This is a genomic window from Kitasatospora sp. NPDC127121, from assembly GCF_042677305.1.
GTDB lineage: Bacteria > Actinomycetota > Actinomycetes > Streptomycetales > Streptomycetaceae > Kitasatospora.
The window spans coordinates 33,569-56,337 of record NZ_JBHXTQ010000020.1 but is presented as its reverse complement, the minus strand read 5'-3'; the positions used below and the strand labels follow the sequence as shown (position 1 = coordinate 56,337).

General features: G+C 70.4%; 19 protein-coding genes and 1 CRISPR repeat array. Of the genes, 12 read left to right on the top strand and 7 right to left on the bottom strand.

Going from position 1 to position 22,769, the window contains the following annotated elements; all coding sequences use genetic code 11:
* Positions 1-107 precede the first annotated feature (107 nt).
* Positions 108-656 (bottom strand): flavoprotein, encoded by a 549-nt coding sequence (locus ACFVHI_RS13310; RefSeq protein ID WP_380338703.1) that lies wholly within the window; start codon positions 654-656, stop codon positions 108-110.
* A 117-nt stretch (positions 657-773) separates the two neighbouring features.
* On the opposite strand from ACFVHI_RS13310, the gene ACFVHI_RS13305 reads away from it, so the two are divergent.
* From ACFVHI_RS13305 to ACFVHI_RS13275, 7 genes are all read left to right on the top strand, one after another.
* On the top strand, positions 774-1,958 hold the full coding sequence (locus tag ACFVHI_RS13305; protein ID WP_380338701.1) for a helix-turn-helix domain-containing protein: 1,185 nt from the start codon (positions 774-776) through the stop codon (positions 1,956-1,958).
* A 91-nt stretch (positions 1,959-2,049) separates the two neighbouring features.
* Positions 2,050-3,471, top strand: coding sequence for a helix-turn-helix domain-containing protein (locus ACFVHI_RS13300; RefSeq protein WP_079135384.1), 1,422 nt, complete (start codon positions 2,050-2,052; stop codon positions 3,469-3,471).
* A gap of 102 nt (positions 3,472-3,573) precedes the next feature.
* Positions 3,574-3,780, top strand: coding sequence for a hypothetical protein (locus ACFVHI_RS13295; RefSeq protein WP_063346302.1), 207 nt, complete (start codon positions 3,574-3,576; stop codon positions 3,778-3,780).
* 84 nt (positions 3,781-3,864) lie between these two features.
* Positions 3,865-4,578, top strand: a complete 714-nt coding sequence (locus ACFVHI_RS13290) for a hypothetical protein (protein ID WP_159398338.1) — start codon at positions 3,865-3,867, stop codon at positions 4,576-4,578.
* Positions 4,579-4,580: 2 nt separating this feature from the next.
* On the top strand, positions 4,581-5,885 hold the full coding sequence (locus ACFVHI_RS13285; RefSeq protein ID WP_380338697.1) for a UDP-N-acetylglucosamine 1-carboxyvinyltransferase: 1,305 nt from the start codon (positions 4,581-4,583) through the stop codon (positions 5,883-5,885).
* Positions 5,882-6,916: a serine hydrolase domain-containing protein gene (locus ACFVHI_RS13280; RefSeq protein ID WP_380338694.1), complete on the top strand. Its 1,035-nt coding sequence runs from the start codon at positions 5,882-5,884 to the stop codon at positions 6,914-6,916. Before ACFVHI_RS13285 ends, ACFVHI_RS13280 begins: the two co-directional genes overlap by 4 nt.
* 12 nt (positions 6,917-6,928) lie before the next feature.
* Positions 6,929-7,972: a UDP-N-acetylmuramate dehydrogenase gene (locus ACFVHI_RS13275; protein WP_079135385.1), complete on the top strand. Its 1,044-nt coding sequence runs from the start codon at positions 6,929-6,931 to the stop codon at positions 7,970-7,972.
* Between the two features lie 376 nt (positions 7,973-8,348).
* Here the strand turns inward: ACFVHI_RS13275 and ACFVHI_RS13270 are convergent, their stop codons facing one another.
* A complete protein-coding gene (locus tag ACFVHI_RS13270) occupies positions 8,349-9,836 on the bottom strand; it encodes an MFS transporter (RefSeq protein ID WP_208869046.1) in 1,488 nt (495 codons plus the stop codon).
* An 87-nt stretch (positions 9,837-9,923) separates the two neighbouring features.
* On the opposite strand from ACFVHI_RS13270, the gene ACFVHI_RS13265 reads away from it, so the two are divergent.
* From ACFVHI_RS13265 to ACFVHI_RS13250, 4 genes are all read left to right on the top strand, one after another.
* Positions 9,924-10,544, top strand: a complete 621-nt coding sequence (locus ACFVHI_RS13265; RefSeq protein WP_380338690.1) for a TetR/AcrR family transcriptional regulator — start codon at positions 9,924-9,926, stop codon at positions 10,542-10,544.
* 193 nt (positions 10,545-10,737) lie between these two features.
* On the top strand, positions 10,738-10,818 hold the full coding sequence (locus ACFVHI_RS13260) for a tryptorubin family RiPP precursor (RefSeq protein WP_224285092.1): 81 nt from the start codon (positions 10,738-10,740) through the stop codon (positions 10,816-10,818).
* 134 nt (positions 10,819-10,952) lie between these two features.
* Positions 10,953-12,011, top strand: coding sequence for a cytochrome P450 (locus ACFVHI_RS13255; RefSeq protein ID WP_063346307.1), 1,059 nt, complete (start codon positions 10,953-10,955; stop codon positions 12,009-12,011).
* Between the two features lie 4 nt (positions 12,012-12,015).
* Positions 12,016-13,320, top strand: coding sequence for a cytochrome P450 (locus ACFVHI_RS13250; RefSeq protein WP_380338688.1), 1,305 nt, complete (start codon positions 12,016-12,018; stop codon positions 13,318-13,320).
* Positions 13,321-15,129: 1,809 nt separating this feature from the next.
* A CRISPR array of direct repeats spans positions 15,130-16,260; the repeat unit is 31 nt; unit sequence GTCGGCCCCGCACGCGCGGGGATTGCTCCTT.
* A gap of 154 nt (positions 16,261-16,414) precedes the next feature.
* Here the strand turns inward: ACFVHI_RS13250 and ACFVHI_RS13245 are convergent.
* The gene (locus ACFVHI_RS13245) at positions 16,415-17,173 is read right to left on the bottom strand and encodes a GntR family transcriptional regulator (RefSeq protein WP_380338686.1); all 759 of its coding nucleotides are present in this window, start codon (positions 17,171-17,173) and stop codon (positions 16,415-16,417) included.
* Between the two features lie 671 nt (positions 17,174-17,844).
* Here ACFVHI_RS13245 and ACFVHI_RS13240 point away from each other — a divergent pair.
* The gene (locus ACFVHI_RS13240) at positions 17,845-18,360 is read left to right on the top strand and encodes a hypothetical protein (protein ID WP_063346310.1); all 516 of its coding nucleotides are present in this window, start codon (positions 17,845-17,847) and stop codon (positions 18,358-18,360) included.
* A 238-nt stretch (positions 18,361-18,598) separates the two neighbouring features.
* Here ACFVHI_RS13240 and ACFVHI_RS13235 read toward each other — a convergent pair whose 3' ends face one another.
* The 4 genes from ACFVHI_RS13235 to ACFVHI_RS13220 form a co-directional block, all read right to left on the bottom strand.
* On the bottom strand, positions 18,599-18,778 hold the full coding sequence (locus tag ACFVHI_RS13235; RefSeq protein ID WP_079136183.1) for a helix-turn-helix domain-containing protein: 180 nt from the start codon (positions 18,776-18,778) through the stop codon (positions 18,599-18,601).
* 263 nt (positions 18,779-19,041) lie between these two features.
* On the bottom strand, positions 19,042-19,209 hold the full coding sequence (locus ACFVHI_RS13230) for a hypothetical protein (protein WP_380338683.1): 168 nt from the start codon (positions 19,207-19,209) through the stop codon (positions 19,042-19,044).
* 411 nt (positions 19,210-19,620) lie between these two features.
* On the bottom strand, positions 19,621-20,439 hold the full coding sequence (locus ACFVHI_RS13225; protein ID WP_380338680.1) for a ricin-type beta-trefoil lectin domain protein: 819 nt from the start codon (positions 20,437-20,439) through the stop codon (positions 19,621-19,623).
* 250 nt (positions 20,440-20,689) lie between these two features.
* The gene (locus ACFVHI_RS13220; protein WP_063346311.1) at positions 20,690-22,519 is read right to left on the bottom strand and encodes a glycoside hydrolase family 15 protein; all 1,830 of its coding nucleotides are present in this window, start codon (positions 22,517-22,519) and stop codon (positions 20,690-20,692) included.
* Between the last annotated feature and the right edge of the window lie 250 nt (positions 22,520-22,769).

The window sequence follows — 22,769 nt, the reverse complement described above, 5'->3', positions numbered from 1 at the left end:
TTGGTCCAAGCCCTGTCGTCCCGACGCGAGTCGGAAGGCCGTTGGCCGGGAGAAATCTCTGGCCAACGGCCCCAGCGGTCACGGCGGCCGGGCTCCGCAGCCGGGTGTCACCGCCCGATGGACTCCTCGGCAGCCCCGAGTGCGGCCTCCCACGGGTAAGCCTCCGGTCTCCCCTGGCCCGGATCGTTCGGGACGAAGCCTCCTTCGCCGAGCAGCACTCGGACGCCGGAGTCACGCAGGGTGGCAACGCTCCGGGGGAACTGAGGGTGCCCGGTGAGCGCCGTGTTCGTACACGGCATCACCGACAGCGGGATTCCCTTGCCGATCGCCTCGGCCGCGGACCCTATGACCCAGGAGGTCGTGAGGCCGAGCGCCAGGCTGTTGATGCTGTTCATCGTCGCGGGAGCGAACAGAACCGCGTCGGCGGGCGGAAGCACGTCCGGCTCGCCCGGCCGACGGTACGTGGACTTCACCGGGTGGCCGGTCAGGCGGTTCAGCATGGGAAGCTCGTCCTGGAGCCAGCTCGCCGCGGTCGGGGTGAGCCCGAGCGCGACCTCCCACCCCCTGAACTGGGCGTGGCGCACAACCTGCGCCATGTTCAGGACCGGCGGGGCGGCGGAGCCGAAGAGGTACAGGACCGGGCGCGTGGTGGACATGGCAGTCATCGAACCCCGTGGGGATGGCCGGCGGCAAACCCTGCCGAATTCGATGATGCGCCTGACTGCTTGGCGCTACCGTCGGACCACCGGGCCGAACTCCTCAAGGAACGCGCCATGACCGACTTCACGCCTGACACCGTAGGCAAGCGGATCAAGCAGACCCGCAAGCTCCGACACATGACCCAGACCGAACTCGCCCTGAAGGCGCGGATCTCGGCGTCCCACATGGCTCAGATCGAGCAGGGCAAGCGGCAGGCCGGCCCGGCTGTCCTCGCCTCCATCGCCAGGGCACTGACCGTGCCCCCGGCCGATCTCGAAGGACGCCCGTACATCGAGGAGTTGCGGCGCGACCAGCTCGACGGGCTGATCCAGCCGATCCGGGAATCCCTCGACATCTTCGACCTCGGAGCCGACCCGGACGTGGCACCGCGTCCGACCGAGGAACTCGTCGACCACACCGACCTGGTCTGCCGCCTGATCCGGGCGTCGGATCTGCGGAGCGCGGCGACAGAACTGCCCGGCCTGATCACCGAGACCACGACCGCGGCGCACAGTAGCGGTGATCGACGTCTCTGGCAGGCCCTCGCCATGCAGTACCGCTCCGGCTACGACCTCGCGAGCAAGCTCGGGTTCCAGGACCTCGGGTCGATCTCCCTCGACCGCATGGGATGGGCGGCGGAGCGGGCGTCCGACGCCGTGACCGCGGCGATCAGGCAGTACAGCCGGGCGCTGGCCTACCTGCGCGCCGGCCAGTACCGGACGGGCATCCGCATTGCTGAGCTTGCCCGCCAGGCGGCCGAGCAGGCCGATCCCGGCGTCGAGCGGGATGCCGTGACCGGCCAGGTGCACCTCGGAATCGCGGTCCTTGCCGCCCGGAGTAGCGACACGGAGGCGGTCGACGGGAACCTCGCCACGGCCGAGAGGATCGCGGGGCGAACAGGTGAGGTGCCGGGGGTCTTCTGGTTGTCGTTCGGTCCGACCAACGTCGCGGCCCATCGGGCAAGCTGCCTGATCGATCAAGCGCTCTACCACGAGGCCTTGCAGGTCGCGCGGAGCATCGAGATCCCCGCGTCCTGGCCGGCCAGCCGCGCCGCGCACCACCACGCCGAAATCGCCCGAGCCCTCCTGTGGACCGGCAAGGGCGACGCCGCCTTCCGCCGCCTCCTCGACGCACGCCGCCTCGCCCCACAGCAGTCCCGCCACAGCCCCACCGTGCGCGAGACGATGGCCGGCCTACTCCGAGCGCAGCGGCGGCTCCCGGAGTCGATGTCCAACTTCGCCTCCTGGATCGGGATGTGACGACGAACTGACACAGAGTTGTGTGAGTTCTGGACTTGCGACGGCTCGACCTTGTTCATGACGGATTCACCGACATGACAGGAGCCTTCGCATGCCTCCCTCGCTCGGCACCAGCACATGGGCTCCGCCAGGAGCCCCCGGTTCCTCTGCCGCGGGAACAACCCGCGGGTCCCGACTACGAGTACCGGCGGGAACGGTGACCGACGGCAGCATCACGTTCGGTAGGTTCGTCTCGCTGCATCGCGCAGAGATGGGCTGGACGCAGCTGCGCCTGGCGACGGAGCTCAACCGCAGCGAGGACTGGATGTCGCAGGTCGAGCGGGACGTCCAGCAGGTCCAGGACGTGCAGCTCCTACGGCGGATGGCCTCGACCCTGGGCGTTGAGATCGACAGGCTGATGGCCTTGCCGCAGCCCGCGGCCACGAAGCCGAGATCACCGCGACGTCATGTCAGCTCGGCTACGCTGGCGACGACTTCCGGTGCCGAGGAGGACGATGTGCGACGCCGCCCGTTCCTGTCCCTGGCGGTTGCCGCCTTCGTCACCCCGGCCACGGGTCAGCAGGTCGCGCACGCAGAGGCGGTGTCGCCGTTGTCCGGCCTGGAGGACCTGCTGCTGTACGGGCCGGGCAGGGCCCCGGCTCCCCGTCGCGAGCCGACCCTGAAGTCCGTCGCCACTTCTCTCGTGTCCTCGCGCCAGGAGTTCAAGGCGGCCCGGTACGACACGCTCGCGCAGGCACTGCCCGGACGGCTCGCGGCTGCCGACATGGTCGGTACGGCGGAGGAACGTGCCCGAAACGTCGCCCAGTTCTACAACATCGCCACCAGGTTGACCATCAAGATCGGTGACAACAACCTGGTGGCCGTGACCTCGGACCGCGCCCTGACGGCCGCCCGTCTGGGCGGCGATCCGCTGATCACCGCGGAAGCCCAGCGGATGGTCTCCAGCTCGTGGCGCCGCCAGGGCAGCCTGGCTCGGGCGACCGACATCGTGGTGGTAGCCGCCGAAGACCTGCTCGCCGACACCTCGGTGGCCGAGGCCGCCCGTCTGGCCACGCGCGGAGACCTGTACGCCACCGCCGCGTACACCGCGGCCAAGTCCGGAGACCGGTCCTACGCGCACGCCCTCATCCGGGAGGCCGCAGACAGCGCCGCGGCCGCAGGCCGGGCCTCCGGCCTGGTGGACGGCATCCAGGGTGTCGCCCTGCACGAGCTATCGGTCCACTACGAGCTCGGAGACGCCGGCCGGGCGATCGAGCTGGCCAGGACGATCGACCCGAGCGCGCTGCCGACGGCCGAGCGGCAGGCCAGATTCTTCACGGACGTGGCCCGCGCGTTCGACCAGTGGGGCAAGCACGAGAACTGCTACCGGGCACTGCTCGCCGCCGAGGAGGCGGCCCCGCAGGAGATCCGTCGGGGCGCCGTCCGCGACCTCGCCGTAGGCCTTCTGCGGTACGACCGCCGGCTTCCGGGCGTTCGCGACTTCGCCGCCCGCGCAGGCGTACAGGGCATCTGACCCGTAGTCGGACTACGGCCCGTAGTCCGACTACGGATCACGGCAACGAGCCGGCAGTTCACTGGGACAGCCAACCCGTCCCTTCGCTGCGGAGGCTCTCACATGCCGACGTCCAGCACCTCGCCGTTCTCCGCCGGTCCCCGGCTCGCCGCCCCGCAGGACCGTGACCGGCTCGGCACCTTCCTGGCCGCCTCCTGGGCTGCCCTGCACCTGCCCGTGCTCGTCCTGCTGGGGTTCGCCGTCCAGCAGCAGGTCGACGCCCGGCCCGAGGCCGCGGTCGCCGCTGCCCCGGACCTGCCCATTCAGTAGGCATCTGGCTCATCACCGCCCCTCCTTCCACTCGCTCGCCCGAGAGGAGCCCCGGCCATGCACCGGCTACCCGAAGCTCCCACGATGAGTGCCGCGTTGGCGCGCATCGACTACCGCACCACCCCCGAGTACTACATCGACACCGAGCAGGTCGCCGACCCCGTCGTCGCGCGGCTGCTGAGCTGCTGTCCGACCGTCTTCGGGCTCAAGAAGGCCATCGTCGACCTGCTGGCCGGACGGTTGGACATCGAGCTACCGGAGGGAGCCGGGGTCATCGAGCCCGGTGCCGTCGTCCGCGGCGAGGTGACCGTGGCGGCCGGCGCCGTCATCGCCGAGGGCGCGGTCGTCACCGGCCCGGTACTGGTCTGCCCCGGCTCGGTGATCGACTCCGGAGCCCGGGTCCGGGACCACACCGTCATCGGTCCCGGCTGCCGGATCGGCTGGGGCGCCGAGGTCACCCGCTCGCTGCTCACCGGCGGGGTCTTCATGAAGCACACCAGCTTCGTCGGCGACTCCGTCCTCGGCCTGGGGGTCAACATCGGCGCGTTCGTGTCCACCACCGGCCTGCGCGTCACCAGCGGCCCGGTCGTCGAGCCGGCCACCGAGGAGGTCTGCGCCCGTCTCGACGGCCACCGCGTCGCCACCGGCCAGACCAAGTTCGGCGCGGTCATCGGCGACGGAGTGATCGTCCCCGCCGGCACCGTGCTCCAGCCCGCCACCCTCATCGGCGCCCACTCCACGCTCTACCCCCGCACCCAGATCGGCGGATTCTTCCCCGCCGGAAGCCAGGGAAGGTGACCATGACCGCCACCACGACCCCCGACCGGCTCACCCTCCGGATCACCGGCGGCCACCCGCTGCACGGTACGACGACCGTCCAGGGCAGCAAGAACATCGCCCTGCACCTGTACGCTGCCGCGATCCTCGCCGACCAGCCGCTCACCCTCACCGGCGCCCCCGCGATCCTCGACACCGGTGTATGCGCGGAGATCCTTCACCGCACCGGCACCCGAGCCACCATCGCCGAGGGCGAGTTCGAGACCCGGCCCGCCGACTCCTACTTCCCGGTCATCCCCGACGACCTCGGACGGTGCATCCGGACCACCGCGGTCATCGCCGCCGCCCTGCTGGCCCGCTCCGGCAAGGTCACCTTCCCACTGCCCGGCGGCGACGCCTTCTGCGCCCGGTACATCGACCTGCACCTGGCCGCCATGGAGGCCGCCGGCGCCGACGTCGAGGTCAACCGGGGCCGCGTGCGCGCCCGCTTCACCGGAACGAAGCGCCTTCCGTTCATCACCAACGTCAGCACCAAGAAGTGGGGCCCGAGCCTGGGCGCGACGGTCACCGCGATGCTGCTGGCCGCCCGCACGCCCGGCACGTCGTCCATCCTCGGGCCGAGCATCGAGCCCGAGGTCACCGTCACCGCGGAGTTGCTCGCCCGCTCCGGTGTCGGCATCACCTGGCAAGGCGCGGACGCCCTGCACGTCACCGGCACCGACCACATCGCCGGCGGCGTCTTCCCGGTCCCGTCCGACCGGCTGGAGGCCGCCACACTGGCGCTCGCCGCCGCGATCACCGGCGGCACCGTCCACCTCGACGCCTTCCCGCCCTGCGGCTTCCCGCCAGGCCTGGTCTCGGTCTTCGCCGACACCGGGATCCTCCTGACCCCCGAGCGCGGCGGAACGACGGTCACCGTACCGGCCGGACTGCATGCGACGGAGATGGCCACCGGCCCCCACCCGGGTTACCCGACCGACGTCCAGCCCCAGCTGACCGCGGTCCTCACCCAGGCCGCCGGAACGTCCCGGATCGAGGAGCGGATCTACAGCCGACGCGACACCCACCTCGCCGCGCTGCGCAAGTTCGGCGCGGTCGTCAACGCGGAGGGCCAGCTGATCACCGTCGAGGGGCCCTCCGGGCTCGCCGCCGCTGACGTGGCGGGCGAGGACATCCGGGCCGCGACCGCGCTCGTGCTCGCCGCGCTGGCGGCCGAGGGCACCTCTACGATCCGGGGCATGTACCACCTCCGGCGCGGCTACGGCGACCTGCTGCCCAAACTCGCCGCGCTCGGTGCCAGCCTGACGATCGACCGGGAGATGCCGTGACCAGCACCAAGCCGTTGAGCCCCGACACCGTCGCCGAGCTGCAGCAGTGCCTCGACCTGCTGGTCGACGACGGCGCCCTGCCCGGCGGCGTCCTCGCCCACGGCGCCCGGAACGGCCGGCCCGCGTTCGTCTCCTCCGGCGTCATCGCGCCCGAGTGCGGGAACGCCGGGCCCGGCCCGGGCACGCTCTACGACGCCGCGTCGCTGACCAAGGTACTGGCCACCTGGCCGCTGATCGGGCTCACCGATGGCATCACCACCGACACCACGGTGCGGGACCTGCTGCCCGACCTGCCGGACCAGGTGCCCGGCGCGAACGTCACGGTCGGGCAGATCCTCGCGCACACCTCCGGCCTGCGGCCCGAGACCCGTCTCGACCAGTACCGGGGCCGCACCGAACCCCTCGCGGAGCTGATCTGCGGCGAACCGCTGATCGCCGAACCCGGCGCCGGCCACCGGTACATCAACCGCGGGTTCATCCTCCTCGGCCTCGCGCTCGCCCACCTCCACGGCCGCCGCCTGGACGAGCTCGCCGCCGACCTCTGGCAGTCCCTCGGCATGACCCACACCACCTACGGACCCGTCAGCCGCTCCGCCGACGTCGCCCCGACCGAGCAGCGCCTCCCCGGCGGCCCGCGGCTGTGGGGCATCCCGCACGACGACAACGCCACTCTGCTCGGCGGCGTCGCCGGCCACGCCGGCGTCTTCACCACCCCGGCCGACCTGGCCACCTTCGCCGACCGGCTCCTCACCGCATACACCTCCAGCCACGGACTGGGTGCCTGGCTCCGCACCAGCATGGAACCGAAGGCCGAGATCGAGCCCGGGCTCCACCGCGGCCTGGCCTGGATCCTCGCCGACGGCGGCCGGGTCGCCTACCACCACGGCTTCACCGGCACCAGCCTCTACCTCGCCCCGGACACCGGCCGCTACCTGGCCATCTGCACCAACGCCGTCTACCACCACCAGAACAACCGCACCCGGCTCGCCCCGCTCCGCAACCTCGCGCTCAAGGCCGTCGCCGCCGACTGAGAGGACCCTGCCGTGCCCCAGGCCACGCTCGCGTCGCTGACCACCCTCCGGCTCGGCGGGCCCGCCGGCGCCGTGCTCAACCTGTCCGACCCCGCGGACTGGCTCGACGCCGCCCGTGCGATCAGCGCCCAGGAGCAGAACGGTCCCGTCGTCCTGGGGCACGGCAGCAACGTGATCGCGGCGGATGCCGGCCACCCCGGCACCGTCGTGGTCATGAACACCCGCGGCATCACCGCCAAGAAGCTCGACGACACCACGGTGGCCGTCACCGTCCAGGCCGGCCACCCGCTCACCGACCTCGTCCATTGGGCCGCTGCCGAACGGCTTGCCGGCATCGAGTGCCTGGCCGGGATCCCAGGCACCGTCGGCGCCGCGCCGGTCCAGAACGCCGGCGCATACGGCCAGCAGATCGCAGACTCCCTCCACAGCGTCACGGTCTGGGACTGGGGCATGGGCTGCCTGCGGACCTTCCCGGCCCAGTCCTGCCGCCTGCGCTACCGCAGCAGCCGCTTCAAGCGAACCCCCGGCCGCTGGACCATCCTCGCCGCCTCGCTCCACCTGACCCACACGCCGGCGGCCCCGATCACCTACCAGCCGCTCGCGGACGAGCTCGGCGTGCCCGTCGGCGCGCGCCCGACCGTTCCGGAGGTCACCGCGGCCGTACTCGCCAACCGCCGTCGGCGCGGCCTCCTCCTCGACCCGAGCGACCAGGACTCCCGGCAGGTCGGATCCGTCTTCCTCAACCCTCGAATCACCACCGCCCAGGCCACGCGCTGGTCCGACCGCGGCTGCCCGGTCCACCAGGACAGCGATGGCGGCCTCCGAGCCAGCGCCGGGTGGCTCCTGGAGCATGTCGGCTGCCGGCCCGGCCAAGCCGTCGCCGACGGCGTGCGCTGCTCGGAACGCCGGACCCTCACGGTCACCGCTCAAGGAGAGGCCACAGCGGCAGCGTTCGTCCGGGCGCTCGCTGACCTCACCGCCCAGGTCGCAGCTGCAACCGGAATCATCCTCCAGCCCGAGCCGACGCGCGTCGGCCAGTGGGTCACCGGCCCCTGATCTCCCGCTGGCCTCAGCTACTTGCCACCTCCGCCACACGCCGGTCGATCAAGGTGGCTGGGCTGGCCGAGCGCACATTGCCGAACAGCTCTTGGCCCGCGAAATGAGGCAGTGCGATCCTCCACCGAGGGCTGGAATCTGATCAGCAGGCTTACCGTCAGCTACATCGTCCGAGTGTCCCGGTTGACCGAGGTCGCAGGCCGGATTGCTGCCCATCGGGGTGAAGGATCGACGAACAGGCCTTAGGCCTACAGCCTTTCGATGACCTTCTTCACGGCTGAGGAGTTGTCCCCGGCTACGGGAAGTCCGCAGGGCGCTCACCCCATGGCCGTGGAGGCAGGGTGAGCGCCTTCGCGCGTCCGGACGTCGCCGTTCGTCAGACCGGCGTGACCGGAAGGTCGTCGTGTGCGGGCCGTTCGCCCCTGGGTACGGCCAGCAGGGTGATCAGCACGCCGAGCACGGCGAAGCCCGCCCCGACGGCGAACGCGAGCCGGAAGCCCTCCGTCATCGCGTCGGCCATGGCCGGGCCACCGGCCTGCTTGCCCTCAAGGAGCTCCCTGATCCGGGCGTTGGCCACCGAGGAGAGCACGGCGAGCCCGAGCGCGCCGCCGATCTGCTGGGTGGTGTTGATGAGTCCGGAGGCGAGGCCCGACTCCTGCGGTGTCACACCGGAGACGGCGACGATGGTCACGGGCACGAACGAGAAGCCGAGTCCGAGTGCCGCGACCACCGAGGGCAGGAGCACGTCCCCGGCGAACGTGCCGTTGGCGGGGATGCGGGTGAACAGCAGGAGGCCCACCGCGGTGAGCGCCAGCCCGCAGGCGAGGACGGGCCTGGGCCCGACCTTGGTCACCAGCTGGGAGGCGGCGCCGGCGGCGACGATGCTCGCCACCGAGAAGGGCAGGTAGGACAGTCCGGCCTCCAGTGCGGAGAAGCCGAGCACCTGCTGGAGGTAGAGGGAGATGAAGAAGAACATCGACAGCAGCGCGGCGCCCACCAGCAGGGACACCGCGTTGGCGCTGGAGAGGTTGCGGTTGCGGAAGATCCGCAACGGCATCACCGGGTGCTTGACGAGGCGCAGTTCGACCAGGGCGAAGACCAGCAGCAGGACGGCCGCGAGGCCCAGCAGCCCGATGGTCCTGGCCGAGCCCCAGCCCGCCCGCTCGGCGTCCACGAGCGCGTAGACCAGCACGCTGAGACCGCCGGTGACCAGTGCGGCGCCGGCGAAGTCGATGCCCGTGCGTTCGTGGCCGCGGCTCTCCCGGACGAACCTCGGTGTGAGGACGGCGGCGACGACGCAGATCGGCACGTTGACGAACATCACCCACTCCCAGCCCGCCCACTGGGTGAGCACACCGCCGAGCAGCACGCCGATGGCCCCGCCCGCTCCGGCGAGCGCGCCCCAGATGCCGAGGGCCTTGTTGCGTTCGGCGCCTTCGGTGAAGGTCGTGGTGACGATGGACAGGGCGGCCGGCGCGATGATCGCGGCGCCGAGGCCCTGCCCGACCCGCGCGGCGATCAGCAGGCCCGCGGTCGGGGCGAGACCGCCGAGCAGTGACGTGGCGGCGAACAGGCCGAGCCCGGTCATGAACACCCGCCGCCGTCCGAGCAGATCGGCGGTCCGGCCGCCGAGCAGCAGGAAGCCGCCGAAGGCGAGTGCGTAGGCGTTGACGATCCACTGGACGTCGGAGTCGGCGAAGTGCAGGTCCCGCTGGATCGAGGGCAGCGCGACGTTCACGATCGAGGCGTCGAGCACCACCGTCAACTGGGCGACGGCCAGGACGACGAGCGCCTTCCAGCGGAGCGGATCCGGGGAGGGGGTCGAGGTCGAGGTCGATAAGGAGGAAGTGGGAGGCATGGCCATGGGAGGGATACGCTCCTGTGGGTTAAAGTGGTAACCGGAATCGGACTCACGGTTCCGGATGGTGACGATACGGAGGCGCGGTTCCCCTTGTCAAACACCCCTTCCCCTCCCCCTTCCCGCTCCAGCACACCCACCGGCGGCAAGCTGCGCTCCGACGCCGCCCGCAACCGGCTCAAGGTGCTCGACGCCGCCCGAGCCGCCTTCTCCGAGTCCGGCCGGGACGCCCAGATGGGCGACATCGCCCGCAGGGCCGGGGTGGGCGTCGGGACGGTGTACCGCCACTTCCCCACCAAGGAATCGCTGGCGGAAGCGATCGTGGAACACCGGTTCCAGCAGACCCTGGACTTCCTCAGGAACGAGGTGCTCCCCGACCCCAACCCCTGGCACGGCCTCGCCCGCTCCCTGGAGTTCTGCGGAATCATGCAGGAACAGGACCGGGGCTACGCGGAGACGGTCACCGCGATGATCGGCGGCAGCACGTTCGACGCGGCGGCGATCGCCGAACTCAACGAGCTCACCGACAAGGTGCTCAAACGCGCCCAGGCCGAGGGCTCGGTGCGAGAGGACCTGACCGTCTCGGACGTGTCACCGCTCTACATCGGCCTCTGCCACGTCGTACAGGCCGGGGTCACCGACTGGCGCCGCTACCTGGGCATCATCCTCGACGGGCTGCGCCCGCGGCGGTGCGCGGACTGCTCCCGCGACTGACACCGTCCATCGCCCGCCGGGGGGCGAATCAGGAAATCCGCCAGCAAACCCCCCACCTCCCCAACTCCCTCGACAAGAACTCCCCCCAAAGGTGAACCCGATGGAGACCCGGCCGCGTGTCTACGTCTGTAGGGCGACTGCAGAGTGGCCTTACATTCGCTCAGCCACCTGGTAACGAAAGGGAGACCCAAAGATGAAGATCCTGTTCGCCATCCGTGACGCGTCCTTCGCCAAGAAGAGCCTGAAGGCCAGCGCTTGGTACATCTGGTACTAAGCCGGCTGATCGGTACCTCCGGTACCTGAACAGCTGATCCGCCCCCGCCCCTGCCCCCCCTCGCGGCCTCCGCCGGGAGATCGGGCCCGGGGCGGGGGCGGAGACCGGTCCCGGCAAAGTCTCGGAGACATCACATGGCACTCTCCCCCGCCTCCGCCCGTTCGCGAACCACCGTGCTCTCCCCCCGACTTGAGGCCCTGCTCAGGGACCATCTGGGCAAGGACGCCGTCCGGCTCGAACCCGACACAATCGGGGTCGCCGGGCCCGAGCTCACCGACCGGATCCTCGCCGCCCGGCGCGCCACCGAGATCGAACGGCCCACCTTCAAACCGCTGCACGGACGTTCGATCACCCGCACCGAGGCATCCTCGGTGACCCGGACGATCGGCAGCGACGTGCGCGAGGCACTGAAGGCCCCGCTGCCGCCGAACATCGACCTGTCCGGTCCGTGGCCGCTCACCGGACACCTCTTCCTGCGCGACCTCATCCTCGGCCGGGACCCGCGCCGGCTGCGGATCCTGATGAGCCGCAACCTCGAACTGACGCCCCTGCTCACCTGGTTGGTGATCTCCGCCGGCGCCGCACTGCCCGGCAGGCCCAAGCCCGGCGACGACCTCACCGAACTCGGCAAGCTCACCGCGAAGGCGGCCAACTACCAGGACCGACGGTACGCGCTCGGCATGTACCGCCGAGCCGCCGCACCGGTCTGCTTCACCATCTCCACCCTGGTCGCGAACGCGCTCTGGCTCGGCGCGCCGTTCGACGACAGCACGCCGAACCGGAACATCATCTTCGAGTCGCTGCGCCTGCTGCCGCCGTCCTGGAACATCCTGCGCCGCGCCTCGCCCGAGTACCCCGCGATCGACCCGCGGATCGGCGCCGGCGACGACGTCCTCGTCCTGCCGCTGCTCTCGCACCGCGACCCGGCCCTGTGGGAGGACCCGCACGAGTTCCGCCCGGAGCGCTGGGACCACCTCGACCCGGACAACACTCCCGGCTACCTGCCGTTCGGGCACACCTCCGAACGCTGCTGGGGCCGGCACATGGTGATGCCGCTCGCCGAGCTGCTGCTGGACCAGATCCGTACGGCCGGCCTGGTCGTCGACCCCGAACAGCGGACCGCCAAGGTGCCACTGCTCGGCCTGCTCGGCGTCAGCGAGATCCGCGTCCTGAAGCCACGCGGTGCACACTGATCACATGCACGATGATCACATACAAACCGAGCGCGGGGATTCCGAGCCCGGGGCTACCGAACACAGCGCCGCCGAACCGGAGTTCGCCGACGGCCAGTTCTACGCCGACCCGCACGCCGCATACCGCCGCTGGCGCACCGAGGGCGGCGCCCGCAAGGTCCGGTTCGGCGGCGCGGCCGGACTCGAAGGCTGGGTCGTCACCGGCCACGCCGAGTGCCGGGCCGCCCTCGCCGACCCCCGGCTGAGCAAGAAGGCCGTCACCGAGGCGTTCGCCCGACACGTCGGGAACTCCGAAGGCGGCCCGGGCCGCGACCTGATGTCGCACATGCTCAACTCCGACCCCCCGGAGCACACCCGGCTGCGCAAGCTGGTCCAACAGGCCTACACCGCACGGCAGGTGGCGACCCTACGACCGATGGTCGAGCGCCACGTCGGCGCACTGCTCGACCAGCTCGACGGGCCCGACCCGGTCGAGCTGATCAGCGAGTTCGCACTGCCGCTGCCACTCGCGGTCGTCTTCGAACTGTTCGGCGCGCCGCAGGCCGAACGGGAGAACCTCCAAGTCCGCGGCAACGCCGTCGATGCCGACCCGGAGGACGACGGCGAGGCGGACGGCGGAGCGGACGGCGGAGCAGACGGCGAAGTCTCGGTGGAGACCGCCGAAGGCATGGCGGACTACCTGCGCGCCCTGGTCGACCACAAGCGCACCCACCCGGGCGACGACCTGATCTCCGAACTCCTCGCCGCCCAGGCGGACGGCGACCGGCTGACCGAGGCCGAGATCACCTCGATGGCGTTCCTGCTCGCGATCGCCGGCCACCAGAGCACCGTCAACCTGATCACCAACGGCATCCACGCGCTGCTCCGCCACCCCGAGCAACTCGCGGCGCTGCGCGCGGATCCGGCGCTGCTTTCCGGCACGATCGAGGAAGTCCTGCGCTACGAGAGCCCGTTCAGCATCGCCTCGCTGCGCCGCACGACCGAGCCGGTGACCATCGCGGGCACCGCGATCCCGGCCGGCGAGTTCGTCCAGATCGCCCTGCTCGCCGCCAACCGCGACCCGGCCGTCTTCACCGACCCCGACCGCTTCGACATCACCCGCCCGGACGCCACCCGACACCTCGCATTCGGCCACGGCATCCACCACTGCCTCGGCGCCCAACTGGGCCGCCTCCAGGCCGAAGTAGCGTTCACCGAACTGCTGCGCCGCTTCCCCGCCCTACGCCTGGCCGACCCGGCCGAGCCCGCACAGTGGCAGGAGAACCCGAGGCACCGCGGGCTGCTCAGCCTGCGAGTGCTGCTGCACTGACGCCGCCAGGCCCCCACCCGCCCAAAGCCGGTGGGGGCCGCCCATCCTCCGCACCCCGTCGAGGACCAACTCCACACACCAGAACGGTCTCCACCGCGGCAAGTGGCAACTCCCCTGATAACCGTGCTCCCACGCGCCGACTTCCAGGACTCACTGCGGCGGCGCTGAGGCTCTACGACCTTCCCCATGGAACACTCCGTAGCAGCCGGCGACCTGCCCCGCCCCACTTCACTTCGCCCGGCAGCGCCCACCGCGCACCTGTCCCACAAGAACACCGCCCAGCGGACAACCTCCTCAGCCGCGCATCCCGCACAACCAGCCGAACAGACCTGGCCCCGCAAGACCATTCAGACGCCGCCACGTCACCAGCGTCAGGCAGCGGCCCCGGACAATCTCAGCCACTGCCCCAGTGTCCAGCCTGTACGACAGCAACAGGCTGCCCCTAACCTCGGACGGCTACCACTGCCGACGGTCCTCAACCTCCACACGCGGGTACGCTTCGAGAACTCAGGCCACGACGCCGACAACCAGCCCTGGGTCAAGGAGAGATAGCAACAACAAATCGGCCGTTCGACGGGGCCTCTACCAATCAAACTAATTCAATCAAGCCCCTCAGCGGCTAATCACCCCAGGTCAAAAAGCATCGGCCCCGCGCCCGCAGGGATTGCTCCCCGGTTCTTACCGATCCGGACGCCCCGTACGGATCGGCCCCGCGCCCGCAGGGATTGCTCCGTCGGCGACCACCTGGTTCCGGTCGCGCCCACACCGGCCCCGCGCCCGCGGGGATTGCTCCTCGGCGTCGGCGCCGAGTTCCCGTCCGAGAAGATCGGCCCCGCGCTCGCGGGGATTGCTCAAGCAGGTCCCCCGGGGCCAGTTGTGCGACGCTGTCGGCCCCGCCCACGCGGGGATTGCTCCCGGCGGAACTCTGCTTCGTGGCCGTCAGCGTGGTCGGCCCCGCGTCGCGGGGATCGCTCCGACCTGACCCAGCCCCAGCTGCTCGCAGTCTCGTCGGCCCAGCGCTCGCGGGGATTGATCCGCGGAGCACATCACCATCGCCGAACTCACGCTGTTGGCCAAACACTTGTGGGGATTGATCCGTGGCAGATCCCCAGGCCCGCCCGGCGGACTTTCCCCACAGCGCACCCAGCCAGCCCCTGGCCTCGAACAGGTACCGATGGCAGCGGTCCTCAATCATCGTCTCAATCTCCACGTGCGGGTACGCTTCGGGGAGTCAGGCCACGACACTGACAACCAGCCCTGGGGCAAGGAGAGATGACAATAACGCATCGACTGTTCGACGGGACTTCTACCGATCGAACTGAATCAATCAAGCCCCTCAGCCGCTAATCACCGCAGGTCAGGAAGTATCGGCCCCGCGCTCGCGGGGATCGCTCCTGATCGAGCGCGAGCACCACGAGCAGCAACAAATCGGCCCCGCGCCCGCAGGGGTTGCTCCCCGGGCCGCCCGATCCACATGCCCACTCGATCACCGGCCCCGCGCTCGCGGGGATGGTTCAGGAGACCAGCCCATCGCACCGGTGACCACCGGGAGTTGGTCTCGTCGAGGGTGCGAGCAAGGTGGACACGAGCCTGCCAGGGCTGGTCGAAGACGGTGTCCAACCGCCTTCGACCGGCACACGGGCCCGCGCCACTGGCAACACACCACGGTGCTGCCCGACGCCCGCCGCGACACCGTCGAGTTCGCCGAACCGTCTACCAACGCCCCGCAATCGTCACCTGCACCACCGACCGGAACGGCCTCCAGGACAGCGGACAGCACCCCTGAACCCGGCACCGCCCTGGTGGCGATCGGCCCCGCACGCGCGGGGATTGCTCCTTGTCCACGTCCGCGTCACCACCGAGAATCACGTCGGCCCCGCACGCGCGGGGATTGCTCCTTGTCCACGTCCGCGTCACCACCGAGAATCACGTCGGCCCCGCACGCGCGGGGATTGCTCCTTCCACAGGGCCGCCCGTCCGGTCGGTGACGCGGTCGGCCCCGCACTCGCGGGGATTGCTCCTTCAGCGGGTTCGGTGAGCGGCTTCACAAGGAGTCGGCCCCGCACGCGCGGGGATTACTCGGGGTACGTCCCCGGGTGCGTCCTTGACGCAGTGTCGACCCCGCACTCGCGGGGATTGCTCCCCCACCCCCGCCACCCCGACCCATGGGGAGGCGGGGATCGGCCCCGCGCTCGCGGGATTGCTCCCCGTAGAGGAAGAGGGCGTACGTCATCTACATATCGGCCCCGCGCTCGCGGGGGATTGCTCCGGGCCCGACCCGAGCTGCACGAGCGAGAAGGAACCGGCCTCGCGCTCGCGGGGATTGCTCCAGCACCGGCTCTCCAGGGAACAGTGCGGCCCAGTCGGCCCCGCGCCCGCAGGGATTGCTCCACCTTCGGCACCATCAAGGCGAAGGCCGCGGTGTCGGCCCCGCACACGCGGGGATTACTCCTCCAGACCGGAAGACGAATCCGGACGTGCCTGATCGGGCCCGCGCTCGCGGGGATTGCTCCGCCGGCACCGCCTTCCAGCAGATCGCGGGCATGTCGGCCCCGCGCTCGCGGGGATTGCTCCGAGCTGCGGAAGTCGACCGGCACCTTCCAGGGGTCGGCCCCGCGCTCGCGGGGATCGTTCCTTGTTCAGTGAAGCGCAGTTGAGCTCTGGAGCATCGGCCCCGCGCCCACAGGGATCGCTCCCGGGCAGCCCGGTGCAGCTCCGTCGACACTTGATCGGTCTCGCGCTCGCGGGGATCGCTCTCAGGCTTCCGCGTTCCGGCCGTGGTCGCTGCCATCGGCCCCGCGCCCACAGGGATCGCTCCCGGGCAGCCCGGTGCAGCTCCGTCGACGCCTGATCGGTCTCGCGCTCGTGGGGATCGCTCCCGTGGCCACCTCGACGTCGATCCCGGTCTCCTATCGGCCCCGCGCCCGCGGGGATCGCTCCGCCCCCGCTCGGCTTCGGCCGGGCGGGGGCGCTTCGTCGTTACGGGGTGTCGTGCGTCCACCGCCACACGCTGTCCGCGTCCGGCTCGCACCAGGACCGTCCGTCGGCGTACCGGCCATGCCGCCATCGTGCGACCGGCATCGGACCATGCAGGTCAGGAACGTGGGGCGCGCCCGTACTCAGCAACCCAGCGCGAGGTGAGCACGATGTCTGCGGTCTCAACTGGGCGCCCGGTGGCCTGGTCGTAGTAGGTCCGTTCGATTGCCATCACCGGGACAGCGGGTGCAACACCGAGGGTCTGAGCCTCAGGTCGCGTGGCAGCCCTGGCACTCACGCGCTCAACGGGCACGCCCACGTCGATACCGATGATCGCCATGCGGTCGGCGACGCCGATACCAGCGTGTGGACCGGCCTCGGGCAGGACGATCAAGCTGCCGCCAGTGGTGGCCATCGGTTCCCAGCTCTCTGCGAGCTGCACCGGGTCTCCGTCGGCCAGGTACACGTAGGTCGTGTGCATCACCGGATCGCCGGACTGGATTTCCAGCCGGGCCGCGATGCGGGCCTCGGCGGCACGAGGCTGAGATTCGTGCCGCCAAGTACCGGCGACACCCTGTCTGGCGAGGGTGGCCTCCGTCGGGCTGCCGTCGCCGCAGGGTACGCGTTGACGGCGTACCAGGACGGTGGGCGGTTCCTGGCTGCGGACGTAGTAGCCGCGGCCATGGCGGGCGACGACCAGGCCCTCGGATTCGAGTAGCCGGTAGGCGTTCTGGCCGACGCCGTGGGAGTAGCCGAATTCCTCACGCAGTGCAGCGAGAGATGGCAACTGGGCTCCGGCTGCGAGCTGGCCGGTGAGGATCCGTTCGCGGATGTGGTCTGCGATGCGGAGGTAGGGGGATTCGGCGTCGCCTGCCATGCATGTCCTCCTACGTTCCGTGCTCGGTGGGTGACAGAGTATGCGGCCAGGCCCTACTGTATGTGTAGAGCTAATCCTTACATGTACTGGGGGATCGGTGCAGATCGGCATGTGCGCAGGAGCCGTGAAGGCTGCGCTCGGTCAGGCCACAGGCGCCCACGTACGCGTTACGCGCCCCACCGCTGGAGTAGTGCGCCTGAGCGTCCCCGCGCCTGTCGACGAATCAGTCGAACGCTGGGCTGATGTCCTGGCCATCGTGCAGTCCTGCACCTCATGGGGATCCACGGACGCAACTGGCGCGGTGGTCGTTTGGGCCGAACTGGAGGAGCCGCAATGATCTCCAGACCGGACGTCCCGTCCGGCATCGTCATCACTCTGGACACAGCCCAGGCCGGGCGCTACGTCAGCGCCGAGTGCCAACTCAACGCCCACCACGGGTGTCCCGGCGGCCTGTGGGACGAGTGCGGTGCTCGGGTGCTGGTATGCCTCTGCGGCCAGTCGGGGTGCCCCTGCGTTCGCAACCTGCCGAGCGGATCTCCCACCGGTGGCCCGAACCATCCCCCTCGCGATCAGGTCGAAACGCCCTGATCAACCCTCCGCCTCCTCGCGGGCCTGACGACGACGTCGGCCCAGGAGGTTGCACCACTCGACACACCGAGAGGAGCACTACCATGATCACTCCCGAACCCACCCCGGCACAGGCGCCGCCCCCGACCGCTCCGGACCAGTTCGTGAGCGCGGCAACGTTCGACTCCGTCATCTCCACCGTGCTCTCCAACAACGAGGGCATGAACGTCGCGATGGCCACCCGGATCACCCGGGAAGCCATCGCGTTCGTGGTCGTGGGCGCCCGCCGCCCCCACCTGGCCATGGCGCCGTCCAGGATCGTGGACGAGGGCTGGCACGCGTTCCTCGTCCACACCGAGGCGTACGCCGAGTTGTGCGAGCGCGAGGGCCGGTTCGTGCACCACAGCCCGGGATTCGACCCGGGCAACTTCGACCAGGACATCATGGAGCAGACCCAGGCTGCCATCCGGGAGGCGGGCTTCGAGGTCGACCAGGAACTGTGGCGGCCGCCGACGGACGACAGCCTGGTGACCGTAGCGGCGAGCTGTCAGCACTCGCCCAGCTGTTCAATCAGGCCGATGAAGAAACCGGAGAAGCCCTGCACCAAGCCCGCTGAATAGCGGACTCGGAACGCGTACGCTGCCGGCACACGAGTAGGAGGCATCCGATGGAGTGGATCGATCCGCGGTACGCAGACCTGGTCGCGTGCTACCGGCAGCAGGACTTCGAAGCTTTCGGGCCATTGCTCGAACGTCCCGACGGCGAGCCTGTGCCCCCGCGGCTCGGGTTCGTCATGGAGCCGCTTCGAGGCGAGTAGCAGCAGGTCAAGGCCCTGGCCGGCCCGATGGCCGGCCAGGGCTACTCGTCGCGGACCAGACGCCAGAGTGGCACGCCGATTGCCCGCGCGATGGCGCCGAGTTGGTCGAGCGTCGCAGGTGCGAGGCCGTTCTCGATCCACCCGATCGTGCGCCGGCCAAGTCCGGCGCGCTGCCCAAGCCGCTCCTGCGTGAGGTCCGCCTGTCGCCTGAGCGAGAGGATCCGGGCCCATGAACTCCTTCACACGCCGCCTGCCCAATCGAACTGAATCTACTGACGGTCCCTGACACGAATCGCCGCAGGTCAGGAAGTGTCGGCCCCGCGCTCGCGGGGATCGCTCCTGACCGAGGTGACCTGGTAGTTGTAGCCGAGGGTCGGCCCCGCGCTCGCGGGGATTGCTCCCGGTCCTTGCCTTTTGACCGGATGACGCTGATATCGGCCCGCGGTCGTGGGGATTGTTCCGGGGCGACGGCCCAGGAGGAGAATCAGGCCTTTCGGCCTCGTGCCTCCGGGCGGGGGTTGCCGGCATCAGGGGGATCTTGGTCGGCTTGCTGCCTGGGCGACAGCTCCCAGTCCTCCCAGTAGTCGAGGGGGATGCCGTCGTCGGTGGAGGCCAGGACTTTGTGGTGCTGCTCCTTCGTCCCGTGTGCCACGTTCGCGTGGTCCTTGGTTGACGGGAACGCCCGGTTGACCTTGGGGCATGCCGTCTATCCCGCTGGTTCTGGTGCTCGGTCAGTCACGGGCCCGGATCCGGGCTCATGGCGTGATCTCTGGGGAGACATCCGGGTCTTCGGAAACCGTCATGGTGCCCGCACGGGCTCAATCGAACGCGTGCTTCTTTCTCCTTCGAAAAGGTGTCGACCTCCAGGTCGGGGTTCGACCACCGCCGTCGCCGGCATAGGCAACTGCCCTATAGGCGAAACTATTTGGACCACCGGCCGGCAGTAGCCGGGCTGCCGGCGGGAATCCCGCCTCCGGACCCCGTCGCTCCGGAGGTGGGATTCGAGGGGCCCGTCGGGCCGGCCGTGGGGGGCGATCACGGCCGGGCCGAGGGACCGGGGGGATCAGTGCGGGAGGTTCCACTTCTGGTTGTCGGCGCCGTTGCAGTCCCAGATGCCGAGCTGGTTGCCGTTGTTGGTGGCGAAGCCCAGGTCGTCCAGGCAGCGGCCGGACTGCGGGTTGAGCAGCGAGCCGTCGGACTGGGCCTTCCACTGCTGGGCGCCGCTGCCGTTGCAGTCGTAGAGCTGGACCATGGTGTGGTTGGCGGTGTTGCCGCCCTGTACGTCCATGCACTTGCCGAGGGCGCGCAGCGTCCCGTCCACGCCGACGGTCCACTTCTGGGCGTTCGTGCCGTTGCAGTCGTAGATCTGGACCGCGGTGCCGTTCTTGTTCTCGCCGCCCTGGACGTCGATGCACTTGCTCGCGTAGCCGCTGATCTGGCCCTGCGGCCCGGCGACCGGCGGCGGCACCGTCCCGAGGAAGACGACCTGCGGGAACATGATGGTGTCGCCGAAGTTGCACATGGCGGTGCTCATCCCGCTCCCGACGACGGCTCCGCCGATCGCCATGCGCATGTACGGGCCGGTGTTGTTGACGTAGTACTGGCACTGCGCCTGCACGCGCCAGATCTGCAGGGGGCTGATGCCCGAACAGGTTCCGATGACCTGGCCGCCGCCGGCGGCGATGGCGTTACACCCGCCGGCCAGCGCCGCACTCGAACTCGCCTGCTCCGCCTGGGCGGTGGCGGGCGCGGCCTGGCGCGCGGCGGCGGATGCGGCCTGGGCGGTGGCGGGCGCGGCCTGGCGCGCGGCGGCGGATGCGGCCTGGGCGGCGGCGGCGGGGACGGTGAGTGCCGCGGCGGAGGCCAGCAGCGTGGTCATCATGACAACAGCGGTACGGCGCATAAGGGTTGGGCCCTTTCCGTGATGACAGGGTGATGGCACTGCTCAGATGTTGCGCAGGTTTGGTCATGAGCATTGCAGTGCCGCCTGGGGCCGTCAACGGATGTGGGCCGACAAGATGTCGCCATTCACCTCAGCTCATCCGCGACCTGCTCGTTCCCGCCGGACGGGAGTCTGAAAGGAGTCGGACGGGAGCCGAACAGGGGCTGGATTCAGCCGAATTGACGCGATCTCAGCCCAGCGCGCGGTCGAGGTTGAAGGCCGCGCTGATCAGCGAGAGGTGGGTGAAGGCCTGTGGGAAGTTGCCGAGTTGCTCGCCGGTCGGGCCGATCTCCTCGGCGAACAGCCCGAGGTGGTTGGCGTAGGTGAGCATCTTCTCGAAGGCGAGCCGGGCCTCCTCCAGGCGGCCGGCGCGGGCCAGTGCCTCGACGTACCAGAAGGAGCAGATCGAGAAGGTGCCCTCGGAGCCGCTCAGGCCGTCCGGGCTGGTGGCCGGGTTGTAGCGGTAGACCAGGGAGTCGGAGACCAGGCCCTTGGTGAGTGCGTCCAGGGTGGAGAGCCACTTGGGGTCGGTGGGCGAGATGAACTTGGCCATCGGCATCATCAGCAGCGAGGCGTCCAGTTCGCCGTCGTCCAGGGACTGGACGAACGCGCCCAGCTCGCTCGACCAGCCGCGCCGCATGATCTGGTGGTAGATCGCGTCCCGGGTCTGCCGCCAGCGGGGCAGGTCGGCCGGCAGGCCGCGGCGGTTCGCCATCCGGATCGCGCGTTCCAGCGCCACCCAGCACATCAGCCGCGAGTACACGTAGTTCCTGCGGCCGCCGCGGGTCTCCCAGATGCCCTCGTCGGGCTGGTCCCAGTTCTCGCAGAGCCAGTCCGCCACCATGCCGACGTCCTCCCAGCCGGCGCTGCTGATCGGCTGCCCCCACTTGTCGTACAGGTAGATGGAGTCGATCATGGCTCCGTAGATGTCCAGCTGGAGCTGGCCGGTGGCGGCGTTGCCGACCCGGACGGGTGCGGAGCCCAGGTGGCCCTCCAGGTGCGGCAGCGCGTACTCGGGCAGCTCGGTGCGACCGTCGATGCCGTACATGATCTGCAACGGGCCGTTCGCGGCGGTGTCGCGCATGCGCTCGAAGAGGAAGCCCATGAACGCCTCGGCCTCCGAGGTGAACCCGAGGCGCAGCATGGCGTAGACGCAGAAGGCGGCGTCGCGGACCCACATGTACCGGTAGTCCCAGTTGCGCTCGCCGCCGACCTGCTCGGGCAGGCTGGTGGTGGGTGCGGCGACGATCGCGCCGGTCGGCGCGTAGGTGAGCAGCTTGAGCAGCAGGGCGGAGCGGTGCACCATCTCCCGCCACCGCCCCTGGTAGCGCGACCCGGCCAGCCAGTGGCGCCAGAACCGGACGGTCGCCTCGAACTGTTCCTCCGCCTCGGCGCGCGGACACGACCGGGCCGGGACGTCGTCGCCGATCTGGTCGAGGGCGAACACGACGGAGTCGCCCTCCAGGAGCTTGAAGTGCGACCACACGTCCAGGCCGTCGGTCTCCAGCGGCGCGGTGGCGGTCAGCGCGAGCGTCAGCGACGGGGAGCGGAACACCGCGACGTGGCCTTCGAGGGACACGGTGTGCGCCTCGGCGCCGTAGCCGAAACGCGGGGCGATCCGCGCCCGGAACGGGAGGATTCCCCGGACGCAGATGAGCCGCCGGATCAGCCGGTGCCGGGCGACCTCGGGCGACCCCTCGGCCACGGGCATGAAGTCCTGGATCTCCGCCACGCCGTCCGCGGCGAAGAAGCGTGTGATCAGCACGTTCGTGTCGGGGAAGTAGAACTGCCGGGTGCGGGTCGGGACGTCCGCGGCCAGCTCGAACGATCCGCCCCGCTCCGCGTCGAGGATGGCCCCGAACACGCTGGGCGCATCGAAGCGCGGACAGCAGTACCAGTCGATGGTGCCGTTCGTGCCGACCAGGGCGGTCGTCCGGAGGTCGCCGATCAGGCCGTGCTCGGAGATCGGCAGGTACCGGCCGCTGTCCGCCTGCTCGAACCCCGTCGTGTCGAACGCCATGCCGACCTCCCCGCCGCTGTGGCGCGGGCTTGGAGACGAAGCCTTCCCAGCCATGGTAGATCGCCGTCGGCGTGAGGGCCGGGCCGAGCACCGGCCGGGCCTCGCGGGCCCCAACCGGAGCGGGCCCCCGCCGATGCGGCTTCCGCCGTGGGGGGGGGGGCCCCCGGGTCGAAGCGGGGAGGGGGGGGGCGCCGGCCGAGGGGGGGGTGGGGGGGCCGGCGCCCGTGAGGGCGGGCGCGCGGGGGGCCGG